General features: G+C 71.4%; 23 protein-coding genes. 11 read left to right on the forward strand and 12 right to left on the reverse strand.

Translation table 11 applies throughout. The annotated features are described in order from the left end of the window. Positions 1-3: 3 nt before the first annotated feature. Together CLV67_RS24065 and CLV67_RS24070 are read right to left on the reverse strand one after the other, a co-directional pair. On the reverse strand, positions 4-801 hold the full coding sequence (locus tag CLV67_RS24065) for a SigB/SigF/SigG family RNA polymerase sigma factor (RefSeq protein WP_106322119.1): 798 nt from the start codon (positions 799-801) through the stop codon (positions 4-6). A gap of 107 nt (positions 802-908) precedes the next feature. Continuing rightward, positions 909-2,993: a sensor histidine kinase gene (locus CLV67_RS24070; protein WP_106322121.1), complete on the reverse strand. Its 2,085-nt coding sequence runs from the start codon at positions 2,991-2,993 to the stop codon at positions 909-911. Positions 2,994-3,255: 262 nt separating this feature from the next. Here CLV67_RS24070 and CLV67_RS24075 point away from each other — a divergent pair, with 262 nt between their 5' ends. The 5 genes from CLV67_RS24075 to CLV67_RS24095 are packed head-to-tail and all read left to right on the forward strand — an operon-like array spanning position 3,256 to position 8,320. Continuing rightward, positions 3,256-3,753, forward strand: coding sequence for a DUF6069 family protein (locus tag CLV67_RS24075; protein WP_106322123.1), 498 nt, complete (start codon positions 3,256-3,258; stop codon positions 3,751-3,753). Between the two features lie 9 nt (positions 3,754-3,762). Then, positions 3,763-6,450, forward strand: coding sequence for a cation-translocating P-type ATPase (locus tag CLV67_RS24080; protein WP_106322125.1), 2,688 nt, complete (start codon positions 3,763-3,765; stop codon positions 6,448-6,450). After that, a complete protein-coding gene (locus tag CLV67_RS24085; protein WP_106322127.1) occupies positions 6,447-6,818 on the forward strand; it encodes a hypothetical protein in 372 nt (123 codons plus the stop codon). Before CLV67_RS24080 ends, CLV67_RS24085 begins: the two co-directional genes overlap by 4 nt. After that, positions 6,815-7,243, forward strand: coding sequence for an RDD family protein (locus CLV67_RS24090; protein WP_106322129.1), 429 nt, complete (start codon positions 6,815-6,817; stop codon positions 7,241-7,243). The genes CLV67_RS24085 and CLV67_RS24090 overlap by 4 nt, the downstream gene beginning before the upstream one ends. Positions 7,244-7,288: 45 nt before the next feature. Next, the gene (locus CLV67_RS24095) at positions 7,289-8,320 is read left to right on the forward strand and encodes a carboxylate-amine ligase (RefSeq protein WP_239166338.1); all 1,032 of its coding nucleotides are present in this window, start codon (positions 7,289-7,291) and stop codon (positions 8,318-8,320) included. Between the two features lie 122 nt (positions 8,321-8,442). On the opposite strand, the gene CLV67_RS24100 is transcribed toward CLV67_RS24095, so the two are convergent. The 3 genes from CLV67_RS24100 to CLV67_RS24110 are packed head-to-tail and all read right to left on the reverse strand — an operon-like array spanning position 8,443 to position 9,611. Next, on the reverse strand, positions 8,443-8,736 hold the full coding sequence (locus CLV67_RS24100; protein WP_106322638.1) for an SHOCT domain-containing protein: 294 nt from the start codon (positions 8,734-8,736) through the stop codon (positions 8,443-8,445). 5 nt (positions 8,737-8,741) lie between these two features. Continuing rightward, a complete protein-coding gene (locus CLV67_RS24105; RefSeq protein ID WP_203737118.1) occupies positions 8,742-9,185 on the reverse strand; it encodes a DUF6325 family protein in 444 nt (147 codons plus the stop codon). A gap of 9 nt (positions 9,186-9,194) precedes the next feature. Further along, on the reverse strand, positions 9,195-9,611 hold the full coding sequence (locus tag CLV67_RS24110) for a DUF6325 family protein (protein WP_106322131.1): 417 nt from the start codon (positions 9,609-9,611) through the stop codon (positions 9,195-9,197). 141 nt (positions 9,612-9,752) lie between these two features. On the opposite strand from CLV67_RS24110, the gene CLV67_RS24115 reads away from it, so the two are divergent. Then, positions 9,753-11,168 (forward strand): hypothetical protein, encoded by a 1,416-nt coding sequence (locus tag CLV67_RS24115; RefSeq protein WP_239166333.1) that lies wholly within the window; start codon positions 9,753-9,755, stop codon positions 11,166-11,168. On the opposite strand, the gene CLV67_RS24120 is transcribed toward CLV67_RS24115, so the two are convergent. From CLV67_RS24120 to CLV67_RS24140, 5 genes are read right to left on the reverse strand one after another with little or no spacing between them, the layout of a single operon-like run. After that, positions 11,129-12,496: a DUF2252 domain-containing protein gene (locus tag CLV67_RS24120; protein ID WP_106322133.1), complete on the reverse strand. Its 1,368-nt coding sequence runs from the start codon at positions 12,494-12,496 to the stop codon at positions 11,129-11,131. The genes CLV67_RS24115 and CLV67_RS24120 overlap by 40 nt on opposite strands. After that, positions 12,493-12,987: a DUF1269 domain-containing protein gene (locus CLV67_RS24125; RefSeq protein ID WP_106322135.1), complete on the reverse strand. Its 495-nt coding sequence runs from the start codon at positions 12,985-12,987 to the stop codon at positions 12,493-12,495. Before CLV67_RS24125 ends, CLV67_RS24120 begins: the two co-directional genes overlap by 4 nt. Next, positions 12,950-14,053: an AI-2E family transporter gene (locus CLV67_RS24130; protein ID WP_239166332.1), complete on the reverse strand. Its 1,104-nt coding sequence runs from the start codon at positions 14,051-14,053 to the stop codon at positions 12,950-12,952. The genes CLV67_RS24125 and CLV67_RS24130 overlap by 38 nt, the downstream gene beginning before the upstream one ends. A gap of 19 nt (positions 14,054-14,072) precedes the next feature. After that, positions 14,073-14,516 carry a DUF7144 family membrane protein gene (locus CLV67_RS24135; protein ID WP_106322139.1) on the reverse strand — a complete coding sequence of 148 codons (444 nt, stop codon included), beginning with the start codon at positions 14,514-14,516 and terminating at the stop codon, positions 14,073-14,075. A 40-nt stretch (positions 14,517-14,556) separates the two neighbouring features. Further along, entirely contained in the window at positions 14,557-14,784 is a 228-nt protein-coding gene (locus CLV67_RS24140; RefSeq protein WP_106322141.1) for a hypothetical protein, read from the reverse strand. Positions 14,785-14,919: 135 nt separating this feature from the next. Between CLV67_RS24140 and CLV67_RS24145 the strand changes: the two genes are divergently transcribed. The 4 genes from CLV67_RS24145 (at position 14,920) to CLV67_RS24160 (ending at position 22,409) form a co-directional block, all read left to right on the forward strand. After that, positions 14,920-15,414 (forward strand): DUF1269 domain-containing protein, encoded by a 495-nt coding sequence (locus tag CLV67_RS24145; RefSeq protein WP_106322143.1) that lies wholly within the window; start codon positions 14,920-14,922, stop codon positions 15,412-15,414. 104 nt (positions 15,415-15,518) lie between these two features. Further along, entirely contained in the window at positions 15,519-18,200 is a 2,682-nt protein-coding gene (locus tag CLV67_RS24150) for an MGH1-like glycoside hydrolase domain-containing protein (RefSeq protein WP_106322145.1), read from the forward strand. After that, on the forward strand, positions 18,197-19,666 hold the full coding sequence (locus CLV67_RS24155) for an alpha-amylase family protein (RefSeq protein WP_106322147.1): 1,470 nt from the start codon (positions 18,197-18,199) through the stop codon (positions 19,664-19,666). Before CLV67_RS24150 ends, CLV67_RS24155 begins: the two co-directional genes overlap by 4 nt. Positions 19,667-19,778: 112 nt before the next feature. Continuing rightward, complete coding sequence (locus tag CLV67_RS24160; RefSeq protein WP_239166331.1) at positions 19,779-22,409, forward strand: winged helix-turn-helix domain-containing protein; 2,631 nt, start codon at positions 19,779-19,781, stop codon at positions 22,407-22,409. 1 nt (position 22,410) lies between these two features. Here the strand turns inward: CLV67_RS24160 and CLV67_RS24165 are convergent, their stop codons facing one another. Beyond that, on the reverse strand, positions 22,411-22,833 hold the full coding sequence (locus CLV67_RS24165; RefSeq protein WP_106322149.1) for a DUF7144 family membrane protein: 423 nt from the start codon (positions 22,831-22,833) through the stop codon (positions 22,411-22,413). A 315-nt stretch (positions 22,834-23,148) separates the two neighbouring features. On the opposite strand from CLV67_RS24165, the gene CLV67_RS24170 reads away from it, so the two are divergent. Continuing rightward, a complete protein-coding gene (locus tag CLV67_RS24170; protein ID WP_239166330.1) occupies positions 23,149-25,719 on the forward strand; it encodes a winged helix-turn-helix domain-containing protein in 2,571 nt (856 codons plus the stop codon). Here CLV67_RS24170 and CLV67_RS24175 read toward each other — a convergent pair. Further along, complete coding sequence (locus CLV67_RS24175) at positions 25,691-26,566, reverse strand: YihY/virulence factor BrkB family protein (RefSeq protein WP_239166329.1); 876 nt, start codon at positions 26,564-26,566, stop codon at positions 25,691-25,693. The genes CLV67_RS24170 and CLV67_RS24175 overlap by 29 nt on opposite strands. Positions 26,567-26,634: the final 68 nt, after the last annotated feature.

Raw genomic sequence — 26,634 nt, forward strand, 5'->3', positions numbered from 1 at the left:
CTCTCAGGCCGCGTCGTCGAGCCGGTTCCGAAGCTTGGCCAGAGCCTTGGTGAGCAGCCGGGACACGTGCATCTGGGAGATGCCGACCTGCTGGGCGATATCACTCTGGGTAAGGTTTCCATAGAAGCGCAGGCTGATGATCTTCTGCTCGCGCTCGTCCAGCGTAGCCAGCGCCGGGCCCAGGGCGATCCGCAGCTCGGCCAGCGCGAAGCCGTCGTCCTCGCAGCCGAGGGTGTCACCGAGTGTCGTGGTGCCCTCGGCTCCGGCGGGCGCGGACAGGCTCGTCGAGTTGTAGGCGCGGGCGCCCTCCAGGCCCTCCAGCACCTCCTCCTCGGTGATGCCGAGGTGCGCCGCGATGTCCGCGACCGTGGGGGAGCGGCCCAGCTTGTGGCTCAGATCGTGGTTGGCCGCGGTGATGCTCAGGCGCAGTTCCTGCAGGCGGCGCGGAACCCGGATCGACCAGGTACGGTCCCGGAAGTGCCGCTTGAGCTCACCGACGATGGTCGGGATGGCGAAGCCGGCGAAGTCGATGCCACGCTCGGCGTCGAACCGGTCCACCGCCTTGATCAGGCCCATGACGGCGACCTGCTGCAGGTCGTCGACCGGCTCGCCGCGGCCGGCGTACCGGCTGGCCAGGTGCCGGGCGAGCGGCATCCACGCCTCGATCGTACGGTCCCGCAGCCGGGCGCGGCCCGGGTGCCCGTCCGGAAGGGTGGCCAGGGCGGTGATCAGCTCACCGGCCCGGTCGGTGTCCTCGGCGGTGCGGCGATCCGCGGTGGGGGAAACGGCTACTGCGGTCATGACAGGGCTCCTCGCGTCGGTCGACGGATCGGCAGCCGCTGCTTGACTGCAGGTCGAGAGGGGATGCCCGGAAACGCGTCCCGCTAACCTCGCCCGGCCGACTTTCGTCAGCTCGGGTGACGCCGGGGCAGCCGGACCACGATCCGGGTGCCCGGCCGGTGCCCCGGATCCAGACTGATCGTGCCGCCGTGTGCCTCGACCAGGCCGCGGACCAGCGGCAGTCCCAGCCCGTTGCCGAGGATGGCGGTGTGCCGTGCGTTGGCGCCGCGGTGGAAGCGCGTGTACAGGTGCTCGCGGTCGGCGGCCGGGATGCCGATACCCGCGTCGGCGACGGCCAGTTCGGCCACGGCCGGGTCGTCGCCACATGCCGTGATCACGATGTCACCACCCTCCGGGCTGTACTTCACCGCGTTGGACAGCAGCTGCTCGACGATCTGGCGCAGCCCCTCCCTGTCGGCGTCCAGGTCCAGAGCGGGCGGCAGATCGGTACGCACGGTCACCGTGGCCGGCGGCGACAGCGCCGCCACGGCTGCCCTCACCACCGCGGACAGGTCGGTGGGCCGCGGCCGGATCCGGTGGTGGCCCGACTCCAGCGCGGTCAGCTCCAGCAGCTCGTCGATGATCCGTTGCAGGTGGTCAACGTTACGGCGGATCGCGCCGATCATCTGCTGCTGTTCCGGGTCGTCGATCTCGTCGGTGAGCAGCGTGGAATAACTGATGATCGAGGTGAGAGGGGTACGCAACTCGTGGCCGACGAGGGTCAGGAAGTCGTCCTGGGCGCGGTGTAGTTGCATGGCCAGCTCCCGGCTGCGTCGGCGGGTGAGGAACTGCCCGAGCTGCGCGGCGACACCGTCGAGCAGGCCGGTCAGCAGGAACTCGTCGTACTCGGTGGTCGCGCACAGCGTCGCCAGCACACCGAGCACCTGGTCGCCGTCACAGACCGGCACGGTGAGACTGGCCCGCAGACCGCGCTCGGCGGCGGCGTGCGCGAACGCGTACGCCTCCGGGGTCTCGGTGTACCGCGCGTCGGTCAGGTCCGGGATCCACAGCGGCAGACCCGACGTCCACACCAGGCCCGGTCCGGCGTCGCCGCGCGGGATCCGCTCCGGCACAAGATCGTCGACGTGCACGCCCGGCGCGCTCCAGTAACCGGCCGTCCGCAGCACGTCCGCCACGTCGTCGACCAGAAACAACGCCACGTGCGGCCAGTCCAGTGCCGCACCGATTGCCGCCAGCAGCGGTGTCACCACGTCGTCGAGTTCGTCGGCGCCGGCGAGCAGGTGCATGATCACCAGCTCGCAGTCGCGGAACCGCTCCCGCCGACGCCGCTCGGTCACGTCCTGGACCGTGCACAACGCGCCCAGCAGTTCACCCGCCGCGCCGCGGATCGGTTCGCCGTTCGTGAGCGCGAACCGGTCCGGGGTGCCCGGCGTGCGCAGGATCGCCTCCATGTCACGGACACTGCGCCCCTCCAGGGCACGGATCACGGCCAGCTCCTCCAGCGCGTAGTGCGTACCGTCGAGGTGGTGAAGTCTTTCGTTGATCGCGGCCATCGCCGCCGCCGGTGACAGGCTCGCATCGACGTCGCAGTACCGGCGCAGGGTCCGGTTGAGCAGCACCGGGCGCCGGTCCAGGCCGACCGCCACGACACCGACCTGCAGGCTGTCCATCAGCGCCGTGATGAACCCGCGCTGCGCGTGCGCCTGCGCCGCCGGCACCATCGCCTGATCGTCGACCGGCCCGAACAACCCTGCCAGCGCGGACTCCGGGCCCGCGTCGGCGCCCAGCATCGCCGCCACCTCGTCCAGCGTCGTCAGATCGGCGTCCGACCAGGCCCGGGCCGCGGTGTCCAGCACGGTCAGCGACCGCGCCGGGCTTTGCGGGCCCACGGGCACCGGGACCGCCGCCAGCGAACGCGCCCCGAGCTCGGTGACCAGCGGATGAGCGGCCAGATCCGGATCGGCGAGCAGATCACCGACCGACACCGTCCCGGGCCGGCGGCCGAGCCGTGGAACGGGTCCGGGGCGGGGCAGGCCGAACGAACCGAGGAGCCGCTCGCCGTCCGGATCGTCGGAACCGATCGCGACCATGGGCGCGCCGAGGAGCCGGGCCACCATCCGCGCGGCGGCGTCCCACGACACCCGCACCGCCGACGCCGGCGAGGTGCGCCGCGACATCTGGGAGGCCCTCATACACCCATCACCTCGCCCCGATCCTGGGCGCCGCGGCGCTGACGACGCCCGGCGGGACCGTCTCCCCCGCCGCCGAGGGAAACGACAACCTTCGCATCGGCATGGCCCACCGGCGGTTGAGGCTTTCCCGGCGGATCCATCCGGTCACGGGTCGTAAGGGCGAGCGCTGCTGAGGCTTGTTCATCCACACCGGATGAGGCGGGGGGCACCCGGTCACGGTGACGCTCGGGGCCGGCAATCCGTGTCCCTCGAGGAGGACCTCATGTCCGGAATGAACACGCCCGGGGACCCCCGGCCGAGCCCCACCGTGAACGCCGGGAAGCTGTGGGCCGGGGGTGCGGCGACCGCGGCCGTCGCGGCCCTGATCGCGATCGCCGGCATCCTGCTGGGCCGCGGCCTGTTCGGCATCGAGGTCCTCGCGCCCAAGGGGGAGGGCGTCTGGGGTGACGCCTCGACCGGCTGGTACGCGCTCGGTGCCGCCATGGCCGCGCTGGCCGCCACCGGCCTCATTCATGTTCTGCTGCTCACCACTCCACGGCCGATGCGCTTTTTCGGCTGGGTCGTCGCGCTGGCCACCATCTGCGGGATGCTGGCGCCTTTCGTCACCGACGCTCCGCTCGGCGTGCGGATGTATACCTCCGGTCTGAACTTCGTGATCGGCATCGCGATCGGCTCACTGGTCGCGGGCACCGCCAAGACCGCGATCGTCCCGGTCGTACCGCGCCCGGCGCCGCGCCCCTACCCCCGCCCTTACCGGTAAGGAGATCAGATGGCCACCATGACGTCCCCGCCGGACGCGGCCGGGGAAGTGCCCGCGTTCCACGTACTTTCCGTGCCGGAAGCGCTCGAGGCCGAGCAGGTCGACCGCCAGCGCGGCCTCGACGAAGCGGAGGTCGTGCGGCGCCGTGAGAAGTTCGGCCCGAACCGGTTCGCCGAGGCCAAGAAGGAGCCCTGGTGGCGGTCCTTCGTCCGGCAGTACGCCGACCCGATGCAGATCGTCCTGCTCGCGGCCGGCATCGGCAGTCTCTACCCGTTGAAGCAGTGGGGCACCGGCATCCTGCTGATCGCCCTGACCCTGCTCAACGCGGCACTCGGCCTGCACCAGGAGGGCAAGGCGGCGGCCGCGATCGACGCCCTCCAGAAGATGATGATCATCAAGGCGCGGGTACGCCGCGGCGGCACCCTGGTCGAGATCCCGGCCGAGGAGCTGGTGCCGGGCGACGTCGTGCAGATGGAGGCCGGTGACGTGGTCCCGGCCGACGGCCGGCTGCTGCGGGCCGCCACGCTGGAGATCGACGAGTCGGCGCTGACCGGCGAGAGCCTGCCGGTGTCCAAGGACGTGACCGCGGTGGAGTCGGCCGACACCGCGCTGGGCGACCGCTCCGACATGGCGTACATGAACACCAACGTGACCCGCGGCGCGGGCGAGCTGCTGGTCACCGCGACCGGCATGAGCACCGAGGTCGGCCGGATCTCCGGCATGCTGCAGACCGAGAAGGACGCGGAGACACCGCTCACCCGGCAGCTCAGCAAGCTCACCAACCAGATCCTGCTGATCGCCGGCATCGCTCTGCTCGCGTCGGTGATCATCAACCTGGCCCGTGGCAACGAGTTCGGCGTGGTGTTCACCGCGGCCGTCGCGTTCGCGGTCTCGGCCATCCCGACCGGCCTGCCGGCCGTGGTCACGACGATCCTGTCGCTCGGCACACAGATGCTGGCCAAGGCGAACGCGATCGTGAAACGGCTCCGGTCGACCGAGACGCTCGGCTCCACGTCGGCGATCAACTCCGACAAGACCGGAACGCTGACGCTGAACCAGATGACGGCCGTCGAGCTGACCATCCCGGGGCGTCGCTACACGATCTCCGGCGGCGGTTACGCGACCGACGGCGTGATCAAGAAGGTGGCCGGCGAGGAGCACGACGTGCCCCTCGAGGAGTACCTGCTGCCGATGATCCTGGCGTCGGACGCGGTCGTCACCGACGGGCACCTGATCGGCGACCCGACCGAGGGCGCGCTCGTGGTGCTGGCCGAGAAGGGCGGGCTGGACTCGGTCGCGACCCGCGAACGGTACCCGCGGGTGGCGGAGCTGCCGTTCGACGCCGCGTACAAGCTGATGGCGACGTTCCACCGGATGACCGCGGCCGACGGCCGTGAGGTGATCCGCTGCTTCGTCAAGGGCGCACCCGACCAGCTGCTGGCCCGCTGCGACGTCGAGGACCAGTTCGCGGTCCGCTACCTGGCCGAGAACACCCGGCTCGCCCAGCAGGGTCTGCGGGTGCTGGCCACCGCCCGCCGCGACTTCGAGGTCGCCGACTTCGATCCGCGGGCGGACCTGCTGACCTTGCTGACAGGTCTCACCCCGCTGGCACTGGTCGGCATCGTGGACCCGCCGCGGCCCCAGGCGCTCAAGGCCATCGAGCAGGCCCACTCGGCCGGCATCGAGGTCCGCATGATCACCGGCGACCACGCGGTCACCGCCGCGGCGATCGCCGGCAAGCTGGGCATCCGTGGACGAGCGATCACCGGCGCCGAGTTCGGCGCGATGAGCGACGAGGAGGCCGAGCGCGAGATCGACGGCATCGGCGTCATCGCCCGGGTCACCCCGGAGCACAAGGTACGCCTCGTCGAGGTGCTCAAACGCAAGGGCCACATCGTCGCGATGACCGGTGACGGGGTGAACGACGCCCCGGCGCTGAAGAAGGCCGACATCGGCATCGCCATGGGGATCACCGGCACCGAGGTCAGCAAAGAGGCCGCCGCGATGATCCTGACCGACGACGACTTCGCCACCATCGTGAAGGCCGTCGAGCTGGGCCGGGCCCTCTACGCGAACCTGAAGAAGTACATCTTCTTCCAGATGGGCGTGCTGGTCGGCATGATCATCACGTTCCTCGGCGCGAGCATCGCCAACATCGCGGCCGGTGTGCCGTTCCTGCCGCTGCAGAGTCTGTGGCTGAACTTCACCACCCAGGTGTTCCAGTCCGTCGGGCTCGGCTACGGCAAGGCCGAGGCGGACATCATGGCCCACAAGCCGCGCAGGTCCGACGAGCCGCTGCTCAGCCGCGTGGCGCTGGGCTGGCTGGGCTTCGTCGGGCTGGTGATGGGCCTGATCACCCTCGGGGTCATCTGGTGGGCCGACAACGAGTACGACCTGGACACCGGCCGCACCATGGGCCTGACCGCGTTCTCGATCGCCAACCTGGCCTTCTCCCTGACCGCGCGCAGTGAGATCCGGTCGGTGTTCAGCCTGGACACCTTCGACGACCGGCGATTCCTGATCACCACCGGGATGTCGGCGGCCGCGATCGTGCTGGCCACCGAGTTCGGGCTGTTCCAGAAGATCCTGGCCACCACCAGCCTCAGCCTGAACCAGTGGCTGATCTGCCTGGTCGCCGGCGCGTTCGTCATCGTGCCGACGGAGGTCCGCAAGGCGGTTCTGAGGAGGCGGCGATGAGCTTCCCGGGAATCCTGCAATGGGGTGACGTGGCGATCGGCGCGCTGTCCCGGGCCGCCGAGGCGCTGGCCGACCAGAAGGAGCTGGCCGAACGCGGAGCGGCTCGCCGGACCCGGATGGTCGACGCCCTGATCACCGCGATCGCCACCTCCCCGCTGGTGGAGCGGGTGGTCGAGATCCAGCTCGATCGGGTTCTGGAGCTGCTGGAACGGGAACCGGAGCGGATCCGGGCCCTGGTCCGCGGGCAGCGCGACAACATGGTCGGCGAGGTGGTCGGGCGGGTCCGCACCGGGGCGGCCGCCGGGGACGACGCGGTGGACCGCCTGACGCTGCGCTGGACCCGGAACGGGACCGAGTCGAAGCCGTGAACCCGTACGCCGGGCTGGTGAGCCGGTCGGCGGCGTACGTGCTGGACGGTCTGATCGTGGCCCTGCTGGCCGGGGCGGCAGCGCTCACCTTCGCGCTGTTCGCCTCGGTCCTGGGCGCCGAGGGCCGGGAACTGGCCCGGCTCGTGATCTCGTCGTACGTGGTGGCGGTGCCGACGATGATGGCGGTCTACTGCTTCCTGTTCTGGGTGCTGGCCGGCCGTACCCCGGGGATGCTGCTGCTCGGCCTGCGGGTGGTGGGCCGGGACGGGCGGCCGCCGCGCTGGTTCGCCGGACTGGTGCGGGCGCTGCTCCTGGCGTATCTGCCGATTCTCGCCCTGTGGTTGATGGTGGACCGGCGGCATCAGGGCCTGCACGACAAACTGGCCCGCACCTCGGTGATCAGGACGCTCACCCCGCGGGGATGAGGCGTCCGCATGGTCCCGGATCGCACCCTTCGATACGTGTTGACGATGGGTGTCGAGGAAGAATTCCTGCTGCTGCATCCGGACGGGGCGGTCGCACCGGCCGCTCCGGACGTGATGCGCCGCGTCGGTGGAGACGACCGGATCAAACCCGAGTACATGGCCTACCAGCTGGAGACCGCCACGCCGGTCTGCACCGGGCTGAGCGAGCTGCGAAGAGAGTTGACCCGCCTCCGCCTGGTCGCCGCCAGGGCTGCCGAGAAGGCCGGGGTCTACCTGGTGGCGAGCGGATCGGCGCCGTTCCCGGCCGGGCCGCTGGACGCGCTCAGCCCCGACGACCGCTATCGCAAACTCGCGCGACGCTTCCCGGAGGCGGCCGTGGCCGGCGGCACCTGCGGCTGCCACGTGCACATCGGCATCCCGGACCGGGAGATCGCCGCAGCCGTGCTGACCCGGATCCGGCCCTGGCTTCCCGCCCTGCTCGCCCTGACCGTGAACTCACCGGTCGCCGGGGCCGGTGACACCGGATGGGCCAGCCACCGGTACCGGATGCAGCTGAGCTGGCCGACCTTCATGCCCCCGGGCGTCTGGCCCAGTGCCGAGCGGTACGACCGGGAGGTCAGCTCGCTGGTCGCCTCGGGCGGGGCGGTCGACGCCGCCGGCGTCTACTTCCTGGCCCGGTTGTCGGCGCGCTACCCGACGATCGAGGTCAGGGTCGCTGACACCGGGCTGAGCGTGGACGACACGGTCCTGTTCGCCGGTGTGACGCGGGCGCTGGTCGCGTCTCTGATCGAGGACATCCGGCAGCGGGCCAAACTGCTGCCGACGCCCGGGCATCTGGTCCGCGAGCAACTGCTCGCGGTGGCCCGGGGCAGTGCGGGGGAGACCGCCCGGCTGCTCGCGAAGATCACCCCGCACCTCGACGAGGCCGGTGACACCGGCGAGATCTATGCGGGGATCGAACGGCTGCGGCGTGAGGGCACCGGCGCCGAACGACAGCGGCGGTTCTGGCAACAGTACGGCCCGACCAGCGGATTCGTCGGTGCGCTGGCCGCCGAGACGGTGCCGCTACGCCTCTGAGCACGGACAGGCGCGCCGGCCGCCGAGACGGTGCCGCCACGCCTCTGAGCACAGACAGGCGCACCGGCCACCGTGGCGAGAATGCACGACGGTGGCCGGCGCGGGTTCGGGGGCTCAGGCGTTCAGGACGCCAGGATCCGGGCCTTCTGGTCCTCGAACTCTGCGGCGGTGAGCACGCCCTGGGCCTTCAGCTCACCGAGCTGCTTGAGCTGTTCCAGCTTCGCGGTCGTGGGGTCCGGCGCCGGTGGGGCGGGTGCACCCGGTTCCGGGCCGGCGTAGTACTGCTGCTCGGCGTACTGCTGCTCGGCCTGCCGCGACCATCGGCCGGCCTGCCGGCGCGACACGCGATTGGAGACCGCGGTCGCGGTCCCGGCGACCACCGCTGTGCGGGCCATCCCGCGGAGAAGTCCGGGCATCTCGATCACCTTCCACCGGTGGCTGCGACGGTCTCGGTCTCGTCGAGGGCGGCGATGATCGACTGTACGGGGATCCGCCCGCCGGCCACGACATGCGCGCCGTTGCGCCGCAGCTGGATCGCGAGCGGCGCCGCCCACGCGTTCTCGTACACGATGATCACCGCGGCCGCGCCGGGCGTCATCACCTTGGCGGCCTCCCGCAGGTCGTCACCGCCGAGGATGCCGGAGGCGGCGCCGTGGAACACGCCGAGCCCGGCCAGCTCGATCTCCTTCGCGTCCAGTTCGGTGACCGTGCCGTCGTGCTCGTGGCGGATGAAGAGGATGTCGAGCACCCGAATCGTCCCCCGGTCGACCAGGTCCACCAGCAGCGGGAACGCGGTCCCTTTGAGGGTGCCCTCGGGGAACTCCACGCACAGGTAGTCGACCGGTCCCATCTCCTGCAATTCCATCTGTTCTCCCTAGATCGTGGTCGCCATGACCCGGCTGTGCCAGGGCGCCCCCGGGATGTGGGTGAGGGCCAGGATGCTGCCGCGCTCGGCGGCCACCGGCCCGGCCAGGTCCTGGACCCAGCGATGTTCCAGGAGCACAGCCAGCGCGTCGGTCTGCGCGTCGACCATCCCCGCCATCTCGTCGATGTCCGACTCGGTGATCAGCCCGCTCGCGAGCCGGAGCATGGCAGCCTCGTCGCACAGCCCCGGCAGTTCGCTGAGCTCCACGGCGCACGCGCCTCCGGCCGAGTCCGTGCGGATCACCAGCGCGTCGACGACGCGCATCTTGTCCGCGGTGATCAGCCAGGCCAGCGTCGCTCGGACGCCCTCACCCAGCCGATCCGCGGGAAACGACAACACCATCAGTTCCAGCGGCCCCAGTGCCATGTGACCAGCGTGCTTGCCGGCTCGGGGCGGAACGTCATCCGCCGCGGATGAAAGTGCCCGGGGTTCATCCGTGCCGGATGAGGCTGCCACCCGCCGGTTCCGGGAGCGTCGGGACGTCGGACCGGCCCGCGAGGAGGAGCGATGACCAGCACGTCACCCACCACATCCGCCGTCGGCGGGGTGGAGGACACCGCGTCACCGGTGGGCGCGACAGCCGTACCGGAGGAGAATGTGGAGCTGGAGCGGCTGCGAGCGGAAGTCGCCGCGTTGCGTGACCAGCTGGAGACCCGGCGCCCGAGGCGGTTTCCCACCACCGCGTTCCGGGGCGTCCTGGCCGCGATACTCGCCGCGGTGGCCGCGTTCGCCCTGGTGACGAGCGTGGTCGGGCTGTGGGCGGCGCGGACCACCCTGAACACCGACCGGTGGGTGGCGACCGTCGCGCCGCTGCCGCAGGACCCGCGGGTGAACGCGGCCGTGGCGCAGTACGCGACCACCGAGGTGTTCCGGGTGCTCGACGTCGAGCAGCGGCTGCGGGCCGTGCTGCCGGAGCAGGCGGCGTTCGCGGCCGGGCCGATCGCCGGCCAGCTGCGCGAACAGGTCCGCGCCACGGTCGTGAAGATCATGGACAGCGACCGTTTCCAGGCGATCTGGGTGGAGGTCAACCGGCGTCTGCACCAGCGGCTGCTGGCCGTGGTCGAGGGCACCAGCGCCGTGATCACCGCGAGTGAGGACCGTATCCAGATCGACCTGCTGCCCCTGATCAACCAGGTGCTGCGGGAGCTCAGCGACCAGCTGCCGACACTGTTCGGCAAGCAGGTCTCGCTGCCCGACCTGAGCAGCGGCGCGATCCCGGAGAACCTGCGGCTGCGGGTCGAGGAGGCGGTCGGAGTCTCACTGCCGGCGAACTTCGCGCAGTTCACGGTCTACGACTCCGGTCAGCTGTGGGAGGCGCAGCAGGCGGTCGCCGCGGCCAAACGCAACCTGCTGCTGTTCGCCGGTGGCACTATCCTTCTGCTGATCGCGGCGTTCGCGGTGTCGCCCCGGCGGCGGCGTACGGCCGTCCAGTTCGGGTTGTGGCTGGTGGTGGCGTCGGTGGCGATCACCGCGCTGCTGCGGGCGGTGCGCGGTCAGATCCTCGCCGAGGTGCCGGCCGGCACCTATCGCGACGGCGTCGACGCGGCCATGACCACGGTGTTCAGCCTGCTCCGTGAGCGCGGCGTGCAGCTGATCTGGATCGGTGCGCTGATCGCGGTGCTGGCCTACCTGGCCGGGCCGGGGCGGTTCCCGGTGTGGCTGCGCGGCGGCGTGCGGCGCGGTGCGGTGGTGGGCTGGCGGTGGACCCGCGACGCGGCGGGCCGGGCGCCGGACTTCATCGCCCGGTACCTCGACCCGGTCCGCGTCGCCGGCGTCGTCGTCGCCGCGGTCCTGGCCCTGATCCTGTCCTCGTGGACGTCCCTGCTGGTCGTGGCGGTGCTGCTGGCCGTGTACGAGATCGCGGTGACGCTGATCGCGCGGCGTCAGGTGGAGACCGACACCGCTGCCACGAAGGCGGCGTGATCGGCCTCGGTCCGGTCGGCGTAGGCCTCGGCGAACGGGACCAGCGCCTTCTCGAACCGATCGGAGCCACCCAGATAGGCGGCGATCGCGATGCGGTCGCCGCCTCGGGCGTGTGCCCGGGCCAGCGTCCAGCCGCACAGCCTGCCGTACGCCAGCAGCCCACCCGGGTCCATCGTGGCGACGTCGGCGCCGCCCTTCCAGTCGCGCAGCTGGCGCACGTAGAAGTCACGGACCTGGCCGTCGATCCCGGCGACGGTGTGCCAGCCGAGGAAGATGTCGCTGGCGGCCTGCAGGATCCGCTGCCCGGAGACCACCCGGCGGCCCTCACTGTCCCAGTCCGGGACGTGCTGCGCGCCGGTGCGGCCGTCGAGCACCGACGGCCCGGCCTCCTTGACCTGCAGCAGCAGCGGGTCGCGCTCGTCACGGCCGGTCATCAGCACCACCCAGCAGCGGGTGCCTACACTGCCGACGCCCACCACCTTGCGGGCCATGTCGACGAACTCGAACGCGTCGAACAGCCGCCGCCGGTCGTCGGCGAGGCTGTCGCGGTACCCGGCGAGCAGTTCCAGGATCTGGGCCTCGAGCTGCTTGCGGGCCACGCCCGGCAGCAGGTCGGAGATCGGCACCAGCAGCGGCGGGTCGGCGGCCAGCCGCCGCCGTCCGTCGGCCAGGACGGTCAGTTTCTGATACGCCTGCAGGCTGTCGCGGCCGCGGGCCTTGGCACCGGCCGCGTCGATCCGCTTGCCCTGCCGGGCGCCGAGACGCTGCCGGACCTCCTCGACGTCGGCGCGGGCGTACCAGACGTCCAGCTCCCGCATCGCTGCGAACTCCCGCATCGCCGTCCGGTAGGTCTCGGCGGCGGCGAGCACCACGGCGGCCCGGTCCCGGCGCTTGAACCCGTTCTCCCGGCCGGCCAGGGCCAGGCTGGCGACCAGCCGTTTGACGTCCCATTCGAACGGTCCGGGGTACGACTCGTCGAAGTCGTTGAGGTCGAACACGAGCCGGCGTTCCGGTGAGGCGTAGAGGCCGAAGTTGAGCAGGTGCGCGTCCCCGCAGAGACGGCTGATCAGCCCGGTCGAGGGCGCGGCCGCCAGATCCCGGGTCATCGTCGCGGCGGCGGCGCGGTAGAACGCGAACGGCGACACGGCCATCCGCTCGTGCCGGATCGGCAGCAGCTCCGGTACCCGATCCCGCTCCTGATCGAGGAGCACCGCGGCCGGGTCGAACCGGTCCGCGGCGGGGGTGAACCCGGCGTGCGCGCCGAGCGGGACCCGCTCCCGGGCCGTTTTCCCGGCCGCGGCGCGCGCGGCCGGGTCACGGCTGGTCACGGGTTACCGCCGCCGAACGTCTCCCGAAGGATCTCCTGCTCACCGTCGGTGAGGTTGGTGGCGATCAGCTTCTTGTGCAGGCCGTGGAACCGCTCGCCGAGCCGGTCCAGGTTGCCGTGGTCGGTGACCAGGAACAGCGCGGAGGTGCCCTCGGTGATCTCGGCCCGGATGGTCTCCAGCTGCTCCCGGTCGATGCCGGTGCCCTCGGTCGCCTTGACCAGGGCTCCGATGCCGGCGCCGACCGCGGCCCCGGCGACCGGGACCAGGAACAGCCCGCCGACGACGAGGCCCCAGAAGGCGCCCCAGCCGGTGTGGCGCCAGGTGTTCTCGTGCTCATGGTGGGTCTCCGGCGCGGGAGCGCCCTTCGGCCACACGACCACCGCGTGGTCGACGACCTGTACCAGGCCGTCGGCTGAGGCGTTCTCGATGATGGTGAGGGCCTGTTCGGCCCGCTCAGGTGTGTCGAACTTCCATACCGTGAAGGTCGTCATGGTCGTCATGGTCGGCCGGGGGTTCCTCCGGCACCTCATCCCTGGCGGGCGGTCCTCCCGACATCAGGCTGTTGAGCCAGCGCGTCGACGGGTCGACGTCGATGAGCAGGCCCTTGGCCAGCAGGGTCAGCGGGATCGCCAGCAGGGCGCCGAGCGCGCCCAGCACCCATCCCCAGAAGATGAGCGACAGGAACGTGACGGTGGCGGACAACCCCACCGCGTCCCCGACGATCTTGGGCTGGATCACCGACTGGATGATGAAGTTGACCACGCAGTAGAGCACGATCACCCACATCATCAGCTCGGGACCGCCTTCGAGCAGGCCCAGCAGCGCCGGCGGGATGACCCCGACGATGAACCCGACGTTCGGGATGTAGTTGGTGATGAACGACAGCAGCCCCCACAGCAGCGGCAGCGGGATGCTCAGCCACCACAGCAGAGCCGTGTCGAAGACCGCCACGATCAGCCCGAACACGGTCGTGACCAGCAGGTAGCGGCGGGTTCCGGAGGCGAACACGTGCAGCGCGGCGACCACCTGCGGGCGCTCGGTCACCACCTCCTTGAGGCGGGCCGGGAAGTTCACCGCGTCGAGGCACAGGAAGAGCAGGACGGCCAGCAGGAACACCGAGTTCCCGAGAGCGCCGGCAAGACCACCGAAGAAGACCTCGACGATGCGTACGAACGAGCCGGCGTCCACGTCGGACATGGCTGCCCTCAACTGCTCGACATCCATGCCGAGCCCGCTGAGCCCGGCCGCCAGGTCGTCGCGCAGCTGGGTGAACCGGTCCTGATATTCCGGCAGCAGGTCGATGAGGCGGGTCACGGACACCGCCAGCGCCCCGCCCAGGGCGAACAGCCCCAGGTACACGGTGGTGACGGTGGCCGTGGCGGCGAGCCAGACCGGTGCGCCGCGCCGGCGCAGCCAACCGGTGAGGGGCGCGACCGTCACGGTGAGCATGAGGGCGAGGAAAACCGGCCCGACCAGCTCCGCGACGGCGCGCATCCCGGCGACCACCACGACCACGCAGGCCGTGCCGAGCAGGACGAGCACACCACGTGGAAGCACGGCCGGGCCGGTTCCGTCCTCAGTGCCGGACCTCACGGCCGTGGGCGGTGAGGGCATAGATGATCAGAACGTCCATCGCGATCACGATGGTGGACCAGATCGGGTACGCCGGGAGGAAGGCCAGGTTCACCAGGGCGCTCAGGACGGCGATGATGACGCCGACCACTCGCGCCCACGTCTGGCCGGCCAGGATGCCGAGCCCCGTGCCGACCGCGATCGCACCGATGGCGATGTGCGTCCAGCCGTAGGTGTCGAAGTCCACCGGCACGATCAGGCCGCTCTTCGTGGTCAGGTAGAACTCGTCGCGGAACAGGGCGATGATGCCCTCGACCGCCTGGAACGAGCCGAGCATCAGCAGCATGACGCCGGCGAACACCACCATTCCCACCCAGCCCGTCGCAGGACGCCCGCCGGGGGGCACGTACGGCTCGTCGTAGGACTGCCGCGCCTCGGTGTCGGTCATGGTTTGTCTCCCTAGTCAGGGGTCCGTGATTGCGGGTCGATCATGTGGCCGCGCCCCGGTCCGGCACGCCATCCGTGACGGATGAAACGCAGACCACCTCCACTCCGGAGCGATCCAGCCGGGTCAGCAACCTCTCCAGATCGGCGTCCGAGAGCCGGCCGCGGATCGTGCACTGATACGGCAGGGCCCGGCAGCGCAGGTCCCCGAGCGCCCGTCGGAGCACTGGGCCGAGGAACCCCCGGACCCGGATCTCGTAGCGCTCGTACATGACCTGTCTCCTCTCGTCTGCAGTCGAGAGTCGCGGGCGGCCGGTCCGTGTACCTCCTCCCACAGGGATGAGGACCGCCGATGCCCCCGCGTGGCTGACTGAACGGGACTTCACAGGGCACGGAAGGAGTTCGACATGGCAACACTGGTCGCCATCGGATACCCGGACGAGACCACGGCGACAGCGGCGTCGCTCGAGGCCCACCGTCTGGCCAAGGACCTGATCATCCAGCCGGACGCGATCGCCACGATCATCCGGGACCGTGAGGGCAAGTTCCACGTGACGACGAACCACCACGCGGTGGCCGGCGGCACCACGTGGGGCATGTTCTGGGGCCTGCTCTTCGGCATGCTGTTCTTCATCCCGATCCTCGGCATGGCCGTCGGCGCCGGCCTCGGCGCCCTCACCGGCAAGCTCGCCAAGGGAGCCATCAACAAGGAGTTCCAGCAGCGGATCCGGGACGAGCTGCAGCCCGGCACGTCGGCGCTGTTCCTGGTGCTCGAGGCGGTCACCCCGGACAAGGCGGTCGACGCGCTGAGCCAGTTCGGCGGCACGGTGCTCAAGTCGTCGCTGCCGAAGGAGACCGAGGCGGAGCTGCAGGAGGCGCTGCACGGCGGTGAGCAGCACTGACCTGCCCGGCACGTGAACGGGACGCCGTCCGGATCTCCGGGCGGCGTCCTCTTTCATCCCTGGCGGGGGACGGAATGCCGGGGCCGTGAGCAGAGCCTTCAGGCATGGCCATCAACGAAGCAAGCGCCGAGCAGAGGCGTCTGCGTGACGCCGACACCGCCGCCGTGCCATGGCGGCGCTGGGGGCCGTACCTCAGTGAACGGCAGTGGGGTACGGTCCGCGAGGACTACAGCCCGGGCGGCGACGCCTGGGACTTTCTCAGCCACGACGCCGCCCGCTCCCGGGCCTACCGGTGGGGCGAGGACGGCATCGGCGGGTTCAGCGACGACCAGCAGGGCCTCTGCCTGGCCGTGGCGATGTGGAACGGCGCCGACCCGATCCTCAAGGAGCGGTTCTTCGGGCTGACCAACACCGAGGGCAACCACGGCGAGGACGCCAAGGAGTACTGGTTCTACGTCGACGCCACCCCCACCCACTCCTACCAGCGGATGGTCTACAAGTATCCGCACGCGGCGTTCCCGTACGAGGACCTGGTCGCCACCAACCGGGCCCGCGGCCGCGGTGACTTCGAGTACGAGCTGCTCGACACCGGCATCTTCGACGGGGACCGGTACTTCGACGTGGAGATCGAGTACGCGAAGGCCGGCCCGGAGAACCTGCTGGGCCGGATCACCGTGCACAACCGCGGACCGGAGGCGGCCTCGCTGCGTCTGCTGCCGACCATGTGGTTCCGCAACACCTGGTCCTGGGACCGGCCCGAGCCGAAACCGGTGCTGCGGGCCCGGCCCGAGGGCGTCGAGGCGGTCCACGACCGTCTGGGAACACGCTGGTTCACCGTCCTCGGCGACGCTCCGCTGCTGTTCACCGAGAACGAGTCGGCCGGGACCGGCCCATACGTCAAGGACGCCTTCGATCGGTACGTCGTGCACGGCGACACCTCGGCGGTGAACCCGGACGGTGTCGGCACCAAGGTCGCCGCGCTGGTGACGCTCGACGTGCCGGCCGGCGGCTCCGCCGTGGTCCGGTTCCGGCTGGCCGAGGCGCCACCCGCGGGCACCGATCCGGAGGCCTTCGACCGGGTCGTCGACCATCGGCGGGCCGAGGCCGACGAGTTCTACCGCGAGCTGCTCGCGCCGGAGCTCGGCGACGACGAGCGCCAGGTGGTGCGGCAGGCGCTGGCCGGCATGCTGTGGAGCAAGCAGTACTTCGGCTACGACGTGGAGCGCTGGCTCACCGGGCACGGCCGCGACCCGCTCGCGTCGCGGGGCACCCGCAACGGCGAGTGGTTCCACATGATCTGCAACGACGTCATCTCGATGCCGGACAAGTGGGAGTACCCCTGGTTCGCCGCGTGGGATCTGGCGTTCCAGTCGATCGCGCTGGCCCTGGTCGACCTCGGCTTCGCCAAGGACCAGCTGAACCTGCTGCTCGGCCGCCGTTACCTGCACCCGAGCGGGCAGATCCCCGCGTACGAGTGGAACTTCTCCGACGTCAACCCGCCGGTGCACGCCTGGGCCACCTACCTGGTCTACGAGCTGGACAAGTCCCGCAACGGGCGCGGCGACCACGCCTGGCTGGAGTCGATCTTCCACAAGCTGGCGAAGAACTTCACCTGGTGGGTCAACCGCAAGGACCACGACGGCAACAACGTCTTCCAGGGCGGCTTCCTCGGCCTGGACAACATCGGCGTCTTCGACCGCAGCGCGCCGCTGCCCACCGGCGGCTACCTCGACCAGGCCGACGGCACGGCGTGGATGGCGCTGTACTGCCAGAGCATGCTGTCGATCGCGCTGGAGCTGTCCCAGCAGGACCCCGTCTACATCGAGCAGGCGCAGGCATACTTCGAACACTTCGCCTGGATCGCGGTGGCGGTCAACCGGGAGGCCGGCGGCGCGGCCATGTGGGACGAGGAGGACGGGTTCTTCTACGACCTGCTGAGACTGCCCGACGGCAGCTCGCAACGGCTGCGGGTCCGTTCGCTGGTCGGGCTGCTGCCGCTGGCCGCCGTGACGGTGTACGAGGCGACGCTGACCGCCCGCCACCCGCAGCTGATCGAGGGCGTGCAGGACTTCGTGAACCGGCACCCCAGCGTCAGCTCGGTGATGTCACGGGGACGGGTCACCGGCCGGCACGGCGAGCACCTGCTCGCGCTCTTCGACGAGACGCGGCTGCGGCGCATCCTCACCCGGCTCCTCGACTCCGACGAGTTCCTCAGCCCGTACGGGATCCGCTCGCTCTCCAAGCATCATGACGAGCACCCGTTCGAGTTCCGGGTGGCCGACCGGACGTTCACGGTCGGTTATCAGCCGGCCGAGTCGGACAGTGGCATGTTCGGCGGCAACTCCAACTGGCGCGGCCCCGTCTGGTTCCCGGCGAACGTGCTGGTCATCCGGGCCCTGATGAACCTGTACGTGGGCTACGGCGACGACTTCACGGTGGAGTGCCCGACCGGCTCCGGGGTGAAGATGACGCTGTTCGAGGTGGCCCGGGAGATCTCCGAGCGGCTGACCCGGATCTTCCTGCCCGGACCCGACGGAGCACGCCCCACGCACGGCGGGCAGACGATCTTCGCCTCCGAGCACTGGCGTGACCTGATCACGTTCAGTGAGTACTTCCACGGTGACAACGGGGCCGGCCTGGGCGCCGCCCACCAGACCGGCTGGACCGGGCTGGTCGCCGTGTTCCCCAACGTGTTCGCCGGCCTGGCCGGCATGGATCTGCTGGAGAACGGCATGACCGGGGTGCTGCGGGCGGCCGTGGTGCCGGAGGAGGGTGATCGGGGATGAGCAACGGCTGGCCGTCCGCCCCGGCGGTCTACGAGATCTTCACCTGGCCCTGGCTCGAAGGACTGAGCCGCCGGTACGGCCGGGACGTCACCCTCGGCGACGTGCCCGGTGAGGTGTGGGACGAGGTGTCCGCACCCGGCATCGACGCGGTCTGGCTCATGGGCGTCTGGGAGCGCAGTCCCGCCGGGCTGCGGATCGCCCGGACGAACACGTCCCTGCAGCGGTCCTTCGAGGAGGTGCTGCCCGACCTGCGTGACACCGACGTGGTCGGCTCGCCGTACTGCGTGCGGCGTTACCGGGTGGACGACCGTCTGGGCGGCCCGGCCGGACTCGCGGCGGCCCGGGCCGAACTCCGGGCACGCGGCGTCAGGCTGATCCTCGACTACGTGCCCAACCACGTCGCGCCCGACCACCCGGCGACGTTCTCGCATCCGAACTGGTTCGTGCAGGGCACCGCGATGGACCAGATCGAGGATCCGGTCGCCTGGTTCACGGTCTCCGGGCGGGTGCTGGCGCACGGGCGGGACCCGTACTTCCCGCCGTGGCCGGACGTGGCCCAGGTCAACGCGTTCGACACCGGGCTGCGCGACGCCACCGCGGCGGCGCTGGCCGACATCGGCGACCAGTGCGACGGGGTGCGCTGCGACATGGCGATGCTGATGACCAACGAGGTGTTCGCACGCACCTGGGGACGGCACGTGGGGCCCGCGCCGGAGGAGGAGTTCTGGCCGTACGTCATCGGACGGATCCGGCAGCGGCACCCGGACCTCGTGATGATCGCCGAGGCGTACTGGGACATGGAGTGGACCCTGCAGCGCCAGGGCTTCGACTTCTGCTACGACAAGCGCCTCTACGACCGGCTCACCCGCGAGGACGCCGAGTCGGTACGCAAGCACCTGGCCGCCGGCCGGGACTATCAGGACGGCCTGATCCGGTTCCTGGAGAACCACGACGAGGCACGGGCCGCGGAGACCGTGCCGGGCGCGCGGGGACGGGCCGCCGCGGTGGCGATCGCCACCCTGCCCGGCGCGACGCTCTGGCACGACGGGCAGTTCGAGGGCCGGCGGGTCCGGCTGCCGGTCTTCCTGGCCCGGTTCCCGGACGAGGCCGCGGACCCGGACCTCGTGGCGTTCTACCGTGGTCTCGTCGCGGTGGCCGGATCGGTGCGTGTGGGGGAGTGGCGGCTGCTCGACACGCACGGCTGGCCGGACAATTCCACCCATCGGGAGCTTCTCAGCTGGGCCTGGCACGACGAGGCACCACGGACCGTCGTCGTGGTCAACTACAGCGACCGCCCCGCCCAGGCCCGGGTGGAACTGCCGTGGCCGGCACTGGCCGGGCGGTCGTGGCAGCTCACCGACCTGCTGGACGGCCGGATGTTCACCCGTGACGGGGACGAGCTCGCCGGTGGTGGCCTCTACGTCGACCTTGCGGCCTGGAGTTCACACGTAGTGACGTTCCGTTAATAAGGTGGACACCGTAGGTCACCGGACTATCCGATCCGGACGATGTGCGTCCCCACGGGCCGGACGAGTCTGAACGAGGAGATCAAACCGGCGGCCAACGGAGGAAGCCAGCGTGTCCATCGAATTGATCACAGACTCGGACCAATCACTGCTCACCTCCAAGTTCGCGGTTCCGGCGGCGCCGCCCTTCATGGTGTCCCGGCCGGCTCTGCACGCCCGGGTCACCGAGGGCGTGCAGGGCCCGGTCACCGTGGTCACGGGAGTGGCGGGTAGCGGCAAGACGCAGTTGCTGGCCTCCTGGGTGCACAGCCGGCCGGTGGACTGGCCGGTCGCGTGGATCACCCTGGAGCAGGGTGACGAGCCGGACCCGACATTCTGGGACTACGTGGCCGAGGCGTTGCGCCGGGCCGGGGTGGCGGTGCCGCCGGTCGCCGGCGGCACGGTCACCCGGGCCGTCCTCGGCCGGCTCGCCACCGCGGTGGACCAGCACCCCACCCCGGTCGTGCTGGTCCTGGACGGGGCGTCCCAGCTACCCGGGCCGGACTGGGCGGCCGGCCTGGAATTCGTGCTCTGCCACACCGACCGGCTCCGGGTGGTGCTGACCGGCCGGTGGGACCCACCCCTGCCGCTCTACCGGTACCGCCTGGCCGGCCGGCTGCAGGAGCTGCGCACCGCCGATCTGGCGCTGACCGCGGCCGAGGTGTCCCGGCTGATGCGCCTGCACGGCGTCGAGCTGGGCGAGCCCGAACTGGCCACCCTGCTGGAGCACACCGAGGGATGGGCGGCCGGCATCCGGCTGTGCGCCTGTGTGCTGCAGCGCAGCCCGGACGCGAAACGGCTGGTCGACACGATCTCCGGCGACGAGTCCACGATCGCCGAGTACTTCGTCGGCGAGGTGCTGCGGGTCCAGCCCCCGGACACCCGGCGGTTCCTGCTGGAGACCAGCGTGCTGGACACCTTCACCCCGGAACTCGCGGCCGCGGTCACCGCCCGTACCGACGCGCCGCGGATGCTCGCCGAGCTCACCCGCGAGAACGCCTTCATCCAGCCGGTCGGGTCCGGCACCGGCATGTACCGCTACCACCGGCTCTTCGCCGAGCTGCTGCGCGCCCAGCTCGCCTGGGCCGACCCGGACGAGGTGGCCCTGCTGCACCAGCGGGCCGCGCTGTGGCTGGCCGCCCGCGGCCGGCTCACCGAGGCGGTCGGGCACGCGGTCCTGGCCGGTGACTGGATCGGCGCGGCGTCGATGGTGATCGAGGACTACGGCGTCGGCGTGCTGGCCATGGAGGGTTCGGCCGGGCGCCTCGGCGGGCTCTTCGCGGGCATGCCGGAGCACCCGGCGGGACCGGAGCCGGTACTGGTCCGGGCGGCCATCGCGTACGGCGACGGCGACCACTCACGGGCCGCCGAGCAGTTCGCCTACGCCGGCAAGCTGCTCGCTCTGCAGGGCAGCGCCTGCGGCGACGGGCTCACGCTCGGCTGCTTCCTGATGCGCCTGCTCCTGCTGCCCCACGTGCCCGGACCGGACACGGTGGACGATCTCGCACCGGCCGCCGGGACGTTCCTCGAGTCGGCACCGCCGCAGCGCCTGGCCCGGCATCCCGAGCTGCGGACGATGCTGCTCGCCGCCGAGGGGCGGGCCCGCGCCGCGGCCGGGCAGGTCGACGAGGCGGCGGCCGTGCTGGCGGAGGCCGGCGCGAACGCTCCGCCGGGGGCCGAGCGGATACGGATGTCGTGTCTGGAGTACCTGGCGCTGATCGAGGCGTACCGGGGCCGGCTGGGACGGGCCGAAGCGGCCGCCCGGCAGGCGATCGAGCTGGCGGGACAGCGTACGCGGGGCCGGGACGGGTGGCCGGCCGCCGCGGAGGTCACGCTGGCCTGGGTGGCTCTGGAGCGCTACGACATCGAGGCCGCGGACCGGCACCTGCGGGCGGTGCAGCCGCTGTGCGGGAACGGCGCGACCGGGCCCGCACCGGCCGGGTTCGCCCTGGTGCGGGCGCGTCGGCTGCAGACCCGCGGTGAGCTGCGGCAGGCGATCGGGGTGCTGGCGTCCGCCGAGGAGGCCGACAACGGCGCACCGTGCTGGCTGACCCGGGAACTCCGGCTGAACCGGGCCCGGCTGCTGCTCGTGGCCGGTCGCCCCGACGAGGCGGAGGACCTGCTCGCGGGTTTCGCCGACTCGGCCGATCCGGGTGCCGTGGTGGCGCGGGCCGCCCTCATGCTGGCCCGGGGCGAGGCCGGGGCGGCGCACGAGAGGGCGCGTACCGTAGCCGACGCAGCGGGGGTGCCGGCGCCGGCCGCCCTGGACGCGTGGCTGCTGCTGGCGATGCTGGCGGCCGGCCGGGAGGACGCGGCCGGCGCCCGGGAGGCGCTGCGGCGGGCACTGCGGGTGGCCGCGCCGGAGTCCTGCCGGCGTCCGGTGCACCAGGTGTGGGGCGAGCTGCGCCGGTTGCTGCGCGACGACGATCGGCTGACGCTGCAGTACCGGTCGCTGGGTACGCCGGGCACCACGGGATCGGCGGCGGGGGTCGCTGCCGAACCGGTGGTGGTGGAGCAGCTCAGCAAGCGGGAACTCGACGTGCTGCGGGGCATGGCCGAGATGCTCCCGACCGAGGAGATCGCGGCGTCCATGTACGTCTCGGTGAACACCGTCAAGACCCACGTACGCAGTATCCTGCGCAAACTCTCCGCGTCCCGGCGCAACGAGGCGGTGCGCCGGGCGCGGGCCCTGCGGCTGATCTGAGTCACCGCCGGGGGTGGCGGACCTCGGAACCGTGCGCGCACAGCGCGTAGATGATCACGACTTCGACGCAGATCAGGATGCTGCACCACAGTGGTGCGGCGGCGAGGAGGGCGAAGTGGGCCAGCGCGGCGAACGCGGTGAACAGGACACCGGCCACCCGGGCCCACATCAGTCCGCGCAGGACACCCCAGCCGGTGGCGGCGCAGATCAGCCCGAGGACCAGGTGGCCCCAGCCCCAGACGGTCCAGTCCAGGGCGATCAGCATGCCGTCCGGAGTGACCAGGTACGCCCGCTCCTGCAGCAGCGTGCGCAGTCCCTCCATGGCCTGGAACGCGCCGAGGGTGAGCAGCATGACCCCGGCGAACCGGACCGTGCCGGCCATGCGGAGCCCATCGGCCGAGCCGGTGGATTCATTGACGATCATCGCTATAGCCTCCTGTTGGTACGGGAGGTCAGCGTCTCGTCCCGAACAGTGGCGCCGCCTCGCGCGTGGGGGATGAGACGGCGCCGTTCTCTGCAACTTGCACGCTGGGGAAATGAGTTTGTTCCGCTATGCATGCGAATACCGGCCGTTGAGCCGTAGGCAACTTCTGTGTTTCGGTGGGGCCGAACGACTGGGGGCTTCGCACATCTGAGCGCTGCGGGATCGCTTCGCGGGGAGCGGGAATCGTGGCGCCGCCGAGGTCTGGGGGACGATTTGCGTGATCATGTTCGTGGCCGTGCGGCCGTTTCGATAGCCGTGGAACACACAGCACCACCCCGCCTTCCCGGCGGACTGGTCTGGCGGACTCGTCTCGCCAAGATCCTCGACGAAGGGGTGCGGCACTCCGTGACCCTGGTCAGCGCCGGTCCGGGCTGGGGCAAGACGGCCCTGGTCGCCTCCTGGGCGGCGGCCCGGTCGATCTCCGGCCCGGTCGCCTGGCTGACGCTCGACGCACAGCACAACGACCCGCACGCGTTCTGGTGCGACCTTCTCCTGTCCATGCACACGGCCGGCGCGGTCCCGTCCGGGGCGCCGTTGCCCGGTGTGGACGCCGACGAGGCCGGTTACCGGCACGCGTTCATGGCGGCCGTCAGCGACGCGGCGGCGCCGGTGGTCGTGGTCCTCGACGACCTCCACGAGGTGACCGACGACAAGGTTCTCGCCGAACTGGGCACAGCCATGCGCACCAGACGGGCCCGGTTCGTGCTGATCGCGCGCCGGGAGCCGGCCCTGGCCCTGCACCGGTTCCGGCTCGCCGGCGACCTGACCGAGATCCGCGCCGCCGGCCTCGGGTTCCAGCTGGCGGAGGCGACCGAGCTGCTCGCGCTGGAGAGCCGTTCGATGCCGTCCGACCGTCTCGCCGCGCTGGTCCGGCGCAACGAGGGCTGGCCCGCCGGGCTGAGACTGGCCCTGGACGCCCCGGACCCGGCCCGCGCCGACGAGATCGTCGAGGACTATCTGCTCCGCGAGGTGCTCGGCGAGCAGCCCGACGAGATCCGCCGGTTCCTGCTGCGAACGAGCATCCCGGACCGGATCTGCGGTGAACTCGCCGAGGCGCTGACCGGCCGGCCGCACGGGCACATGACCCTCGAAGACCTGGCCCGCGACAACCTCTTCATCGAGCGCACCGGCAACGGGCGCTGGTTCCGCTACCACGGGCTGTTCCGGTCGGCGCTGCGCCGGCGGGCGGCCCGGCGCTGGCCGGACGCCACGGCGAACCTGCACCTGGCGGCGGCGGGCTGGTACGAGACGGCCGGCAACCCGCTGGCCGCGGTCACCCACGCGGTCGCCGCCGGCGAGTGGGATCTGATCGCCGCGGTCACGGTGCGCAGCGGGCTGGCGATGCTCGGCTCGGCCGACCGGCCCGAGTTCGTCGAGGCCCTGCGGCGGATCCCACCGGCCCGGCTCGGCATGACGGCCGAGCTCGCGGTGTGCGCGGCCATCCTGTCGTACGCCCAGGGTGATCTCGCGGCGGTGCCGCGCAGGCTGGCCGTGGCGCGCTCCCTGCTCGGCGGCAAGGCCGAGGCGGCCGGTTCCGAGGTGGCCTCGGCCCTCGCGGTCCTGGAGGCGGGCGCCGTGATCCGCTGGCAGGGTGACATGCCACGGCTGGTCCGGGCCACCACCGCGCTGCTGGCCGACCTGTCCCGGCTCTCCTTCGACCGGGCGCCGGCATTGTCGCAGTTCCGGGCCGTCGCCCTGAACAGCAAGGGCGCCGGTCTGCTGTGGAGCGGCCGGTACGACTACGCCGATCGCTACCTGTGGGCCGCGGCGTCGACCGCACGGACGGCTGACGTCCCCCACCTGGAGATCAACTCGTTCGGGCTGCTGTCGCTGCTCGCCGTGATGCAGGGCGCGTTGCGGGAGGCCCTCGACCACGCCGCGGTGGCCGAGAACGTCGCCCGACGCATCGACGCCGAGGGCCGGCTCGGCATCACGCCGGCCTACCTGGCCAGGGCGCTGGTCGAATCCGAACGCGGCCGGGAACCGCAGGCCGAGGAGGCGCTGCGCCGCGGCCTGCACGCGGGCGGGGAGCTGCCCGAGGCGACGCTGTCGATCCTGGCCGGGCTGATCCGGATCCGGCTCACGCTGGACCGCGGTGAGACGGCCGGGGCCCGTACGATGCTCTCCCAGCTCCGGGCGGAGGCCGGGCCACCGATGGTCGCCGCCCAGGTCGACCGGCTGCTGGGGATCACCGGTGCGGAGATCCAGCTCGGACTCGGCAACCCGGCCTGGGTGCTGCGGGAGTACACCGCCCGGCCCGGTCTCGTCCCAGCCGAACAGATCTGCCTGGCCCGCGCCCATCTGGCCACCGGCAACCTGCCCGCGGCCAGCGACCTGCTGGCCCGGGTGCAGGACTCCCCGGACCGGGTGTCGGTGGTGGGCGCGTGGATCCTCACCGCGCTGTCGGCCGACACACAGGGGCGTAGTTCGGTGGCGAGCGAGGCCCTGGGCCGGGCCCTGGCCGTCGCCGAACCGGAGCAGATCCGCCGCCCGTTCCGCATCTTCGACACCCAGCGGATGATGGTGCTGGCCGAGCGTCAGCAGTGGCTCACCGAGCTGCACGGCCCGGTGGGGGACGGGGTGCTCGCCGAGATCACCGGTGAGATCCCGGTGATCCTGGGAGTGCAGGCGGCCGGCCCGCTGAGCGAGCGGGAGATCGACGTCCTGCAGTATCTGCCGACCGTGCTCACCGCGGCCGAGATCGCCGAGAACCTCAACATCTCGGTGAACACGGTGAAGGCCCACATGCGGTCGATCTATCGCAAGCTCGGTGCCGGGCGCCGCCGGGAGGCGGTCGTCACGGCCCGTCAGGCGGGCCTGATCTGAATCGCCCGCCGCTGTCGGTGGTGCCGGCCCACACCTCGGCCAGCACCGCCGACAGCAGCAGGCAGAACGACAGCACGTACAGCCAGCCGATGTAGGTGAAGGCCAGCCCGATCGTGCCGTAGCGCCCGGCGCTGGACTCCAGCGCCCGCGGCAGGTACACGGTCCCGGCCGCCCGGACCGCGACCATGATCAGCCCGAACAGAACACCGGCCGGCAGCAGCCGGGACCAGGGCACCGCCGGTCCGAGCAGGATCCGCGGCAGCATCGTCGCCAGGGCCACGTCGGCCAGCAGCGACAACACCAGCGCCCACAACCGGGGCGCCGGCAGCGCCCCGCTCAGCCCGCTGAGCAGCCGCACGCCGACCAGGAAGGCGACCAGCATCAGCACGCTGCCGATCTGCCAGCCGGTCGCCGCCGCACCGGTACGGCGCCCGGCCACCGGCCAGACCGCCAGGTACGCCCGGATCAGCGCGCGGGCCAGCCCGGTCGCCGACAGGATCACGATCAGGCAGCCGACGATGCCGAACGCGTTGCTACGGCTGCCGCTGAGCGCCTCATCCAGCAGACGCGCGCTGGCGTCCGGCATCCTCACGAGGTCACCCAGGCGCTCCCGCAGGGAGCCGCCGAGCAGCGCGCTCATCATGATCAGGATCGGGAAGATCGACGTGAAGGCCTGCGCGGCCAGGGTCATCGAACGGTCGAAGATCTGCACGCGAACCAGCTCGCCGGCCGTACGCAGCAGGAATGCCCCGGCCCGGTTGCCGAGCACCAGGGCTGCCCGCGAGCGCAGCCGATCGGGGACGGCCGCGAGCACCTTGCCCAGGGTGGTCTCATCCGGCTCGGTCACCCCGCCATGGTCGGGGCACGCCTGAGCAGCGGGCATCATCCGGCACGGATGGCGTCCGGCCGGGACGT

The organism is Actinoplanes italicus (assembly GCF_003001815.1).
GTDB classification, from domain to species: Bacteria; Actinomycetota; Actinomycetes; order Mycobacteriales; family Micromonosporaceae; genus Actinoplanes; species Actinoplanes italicus.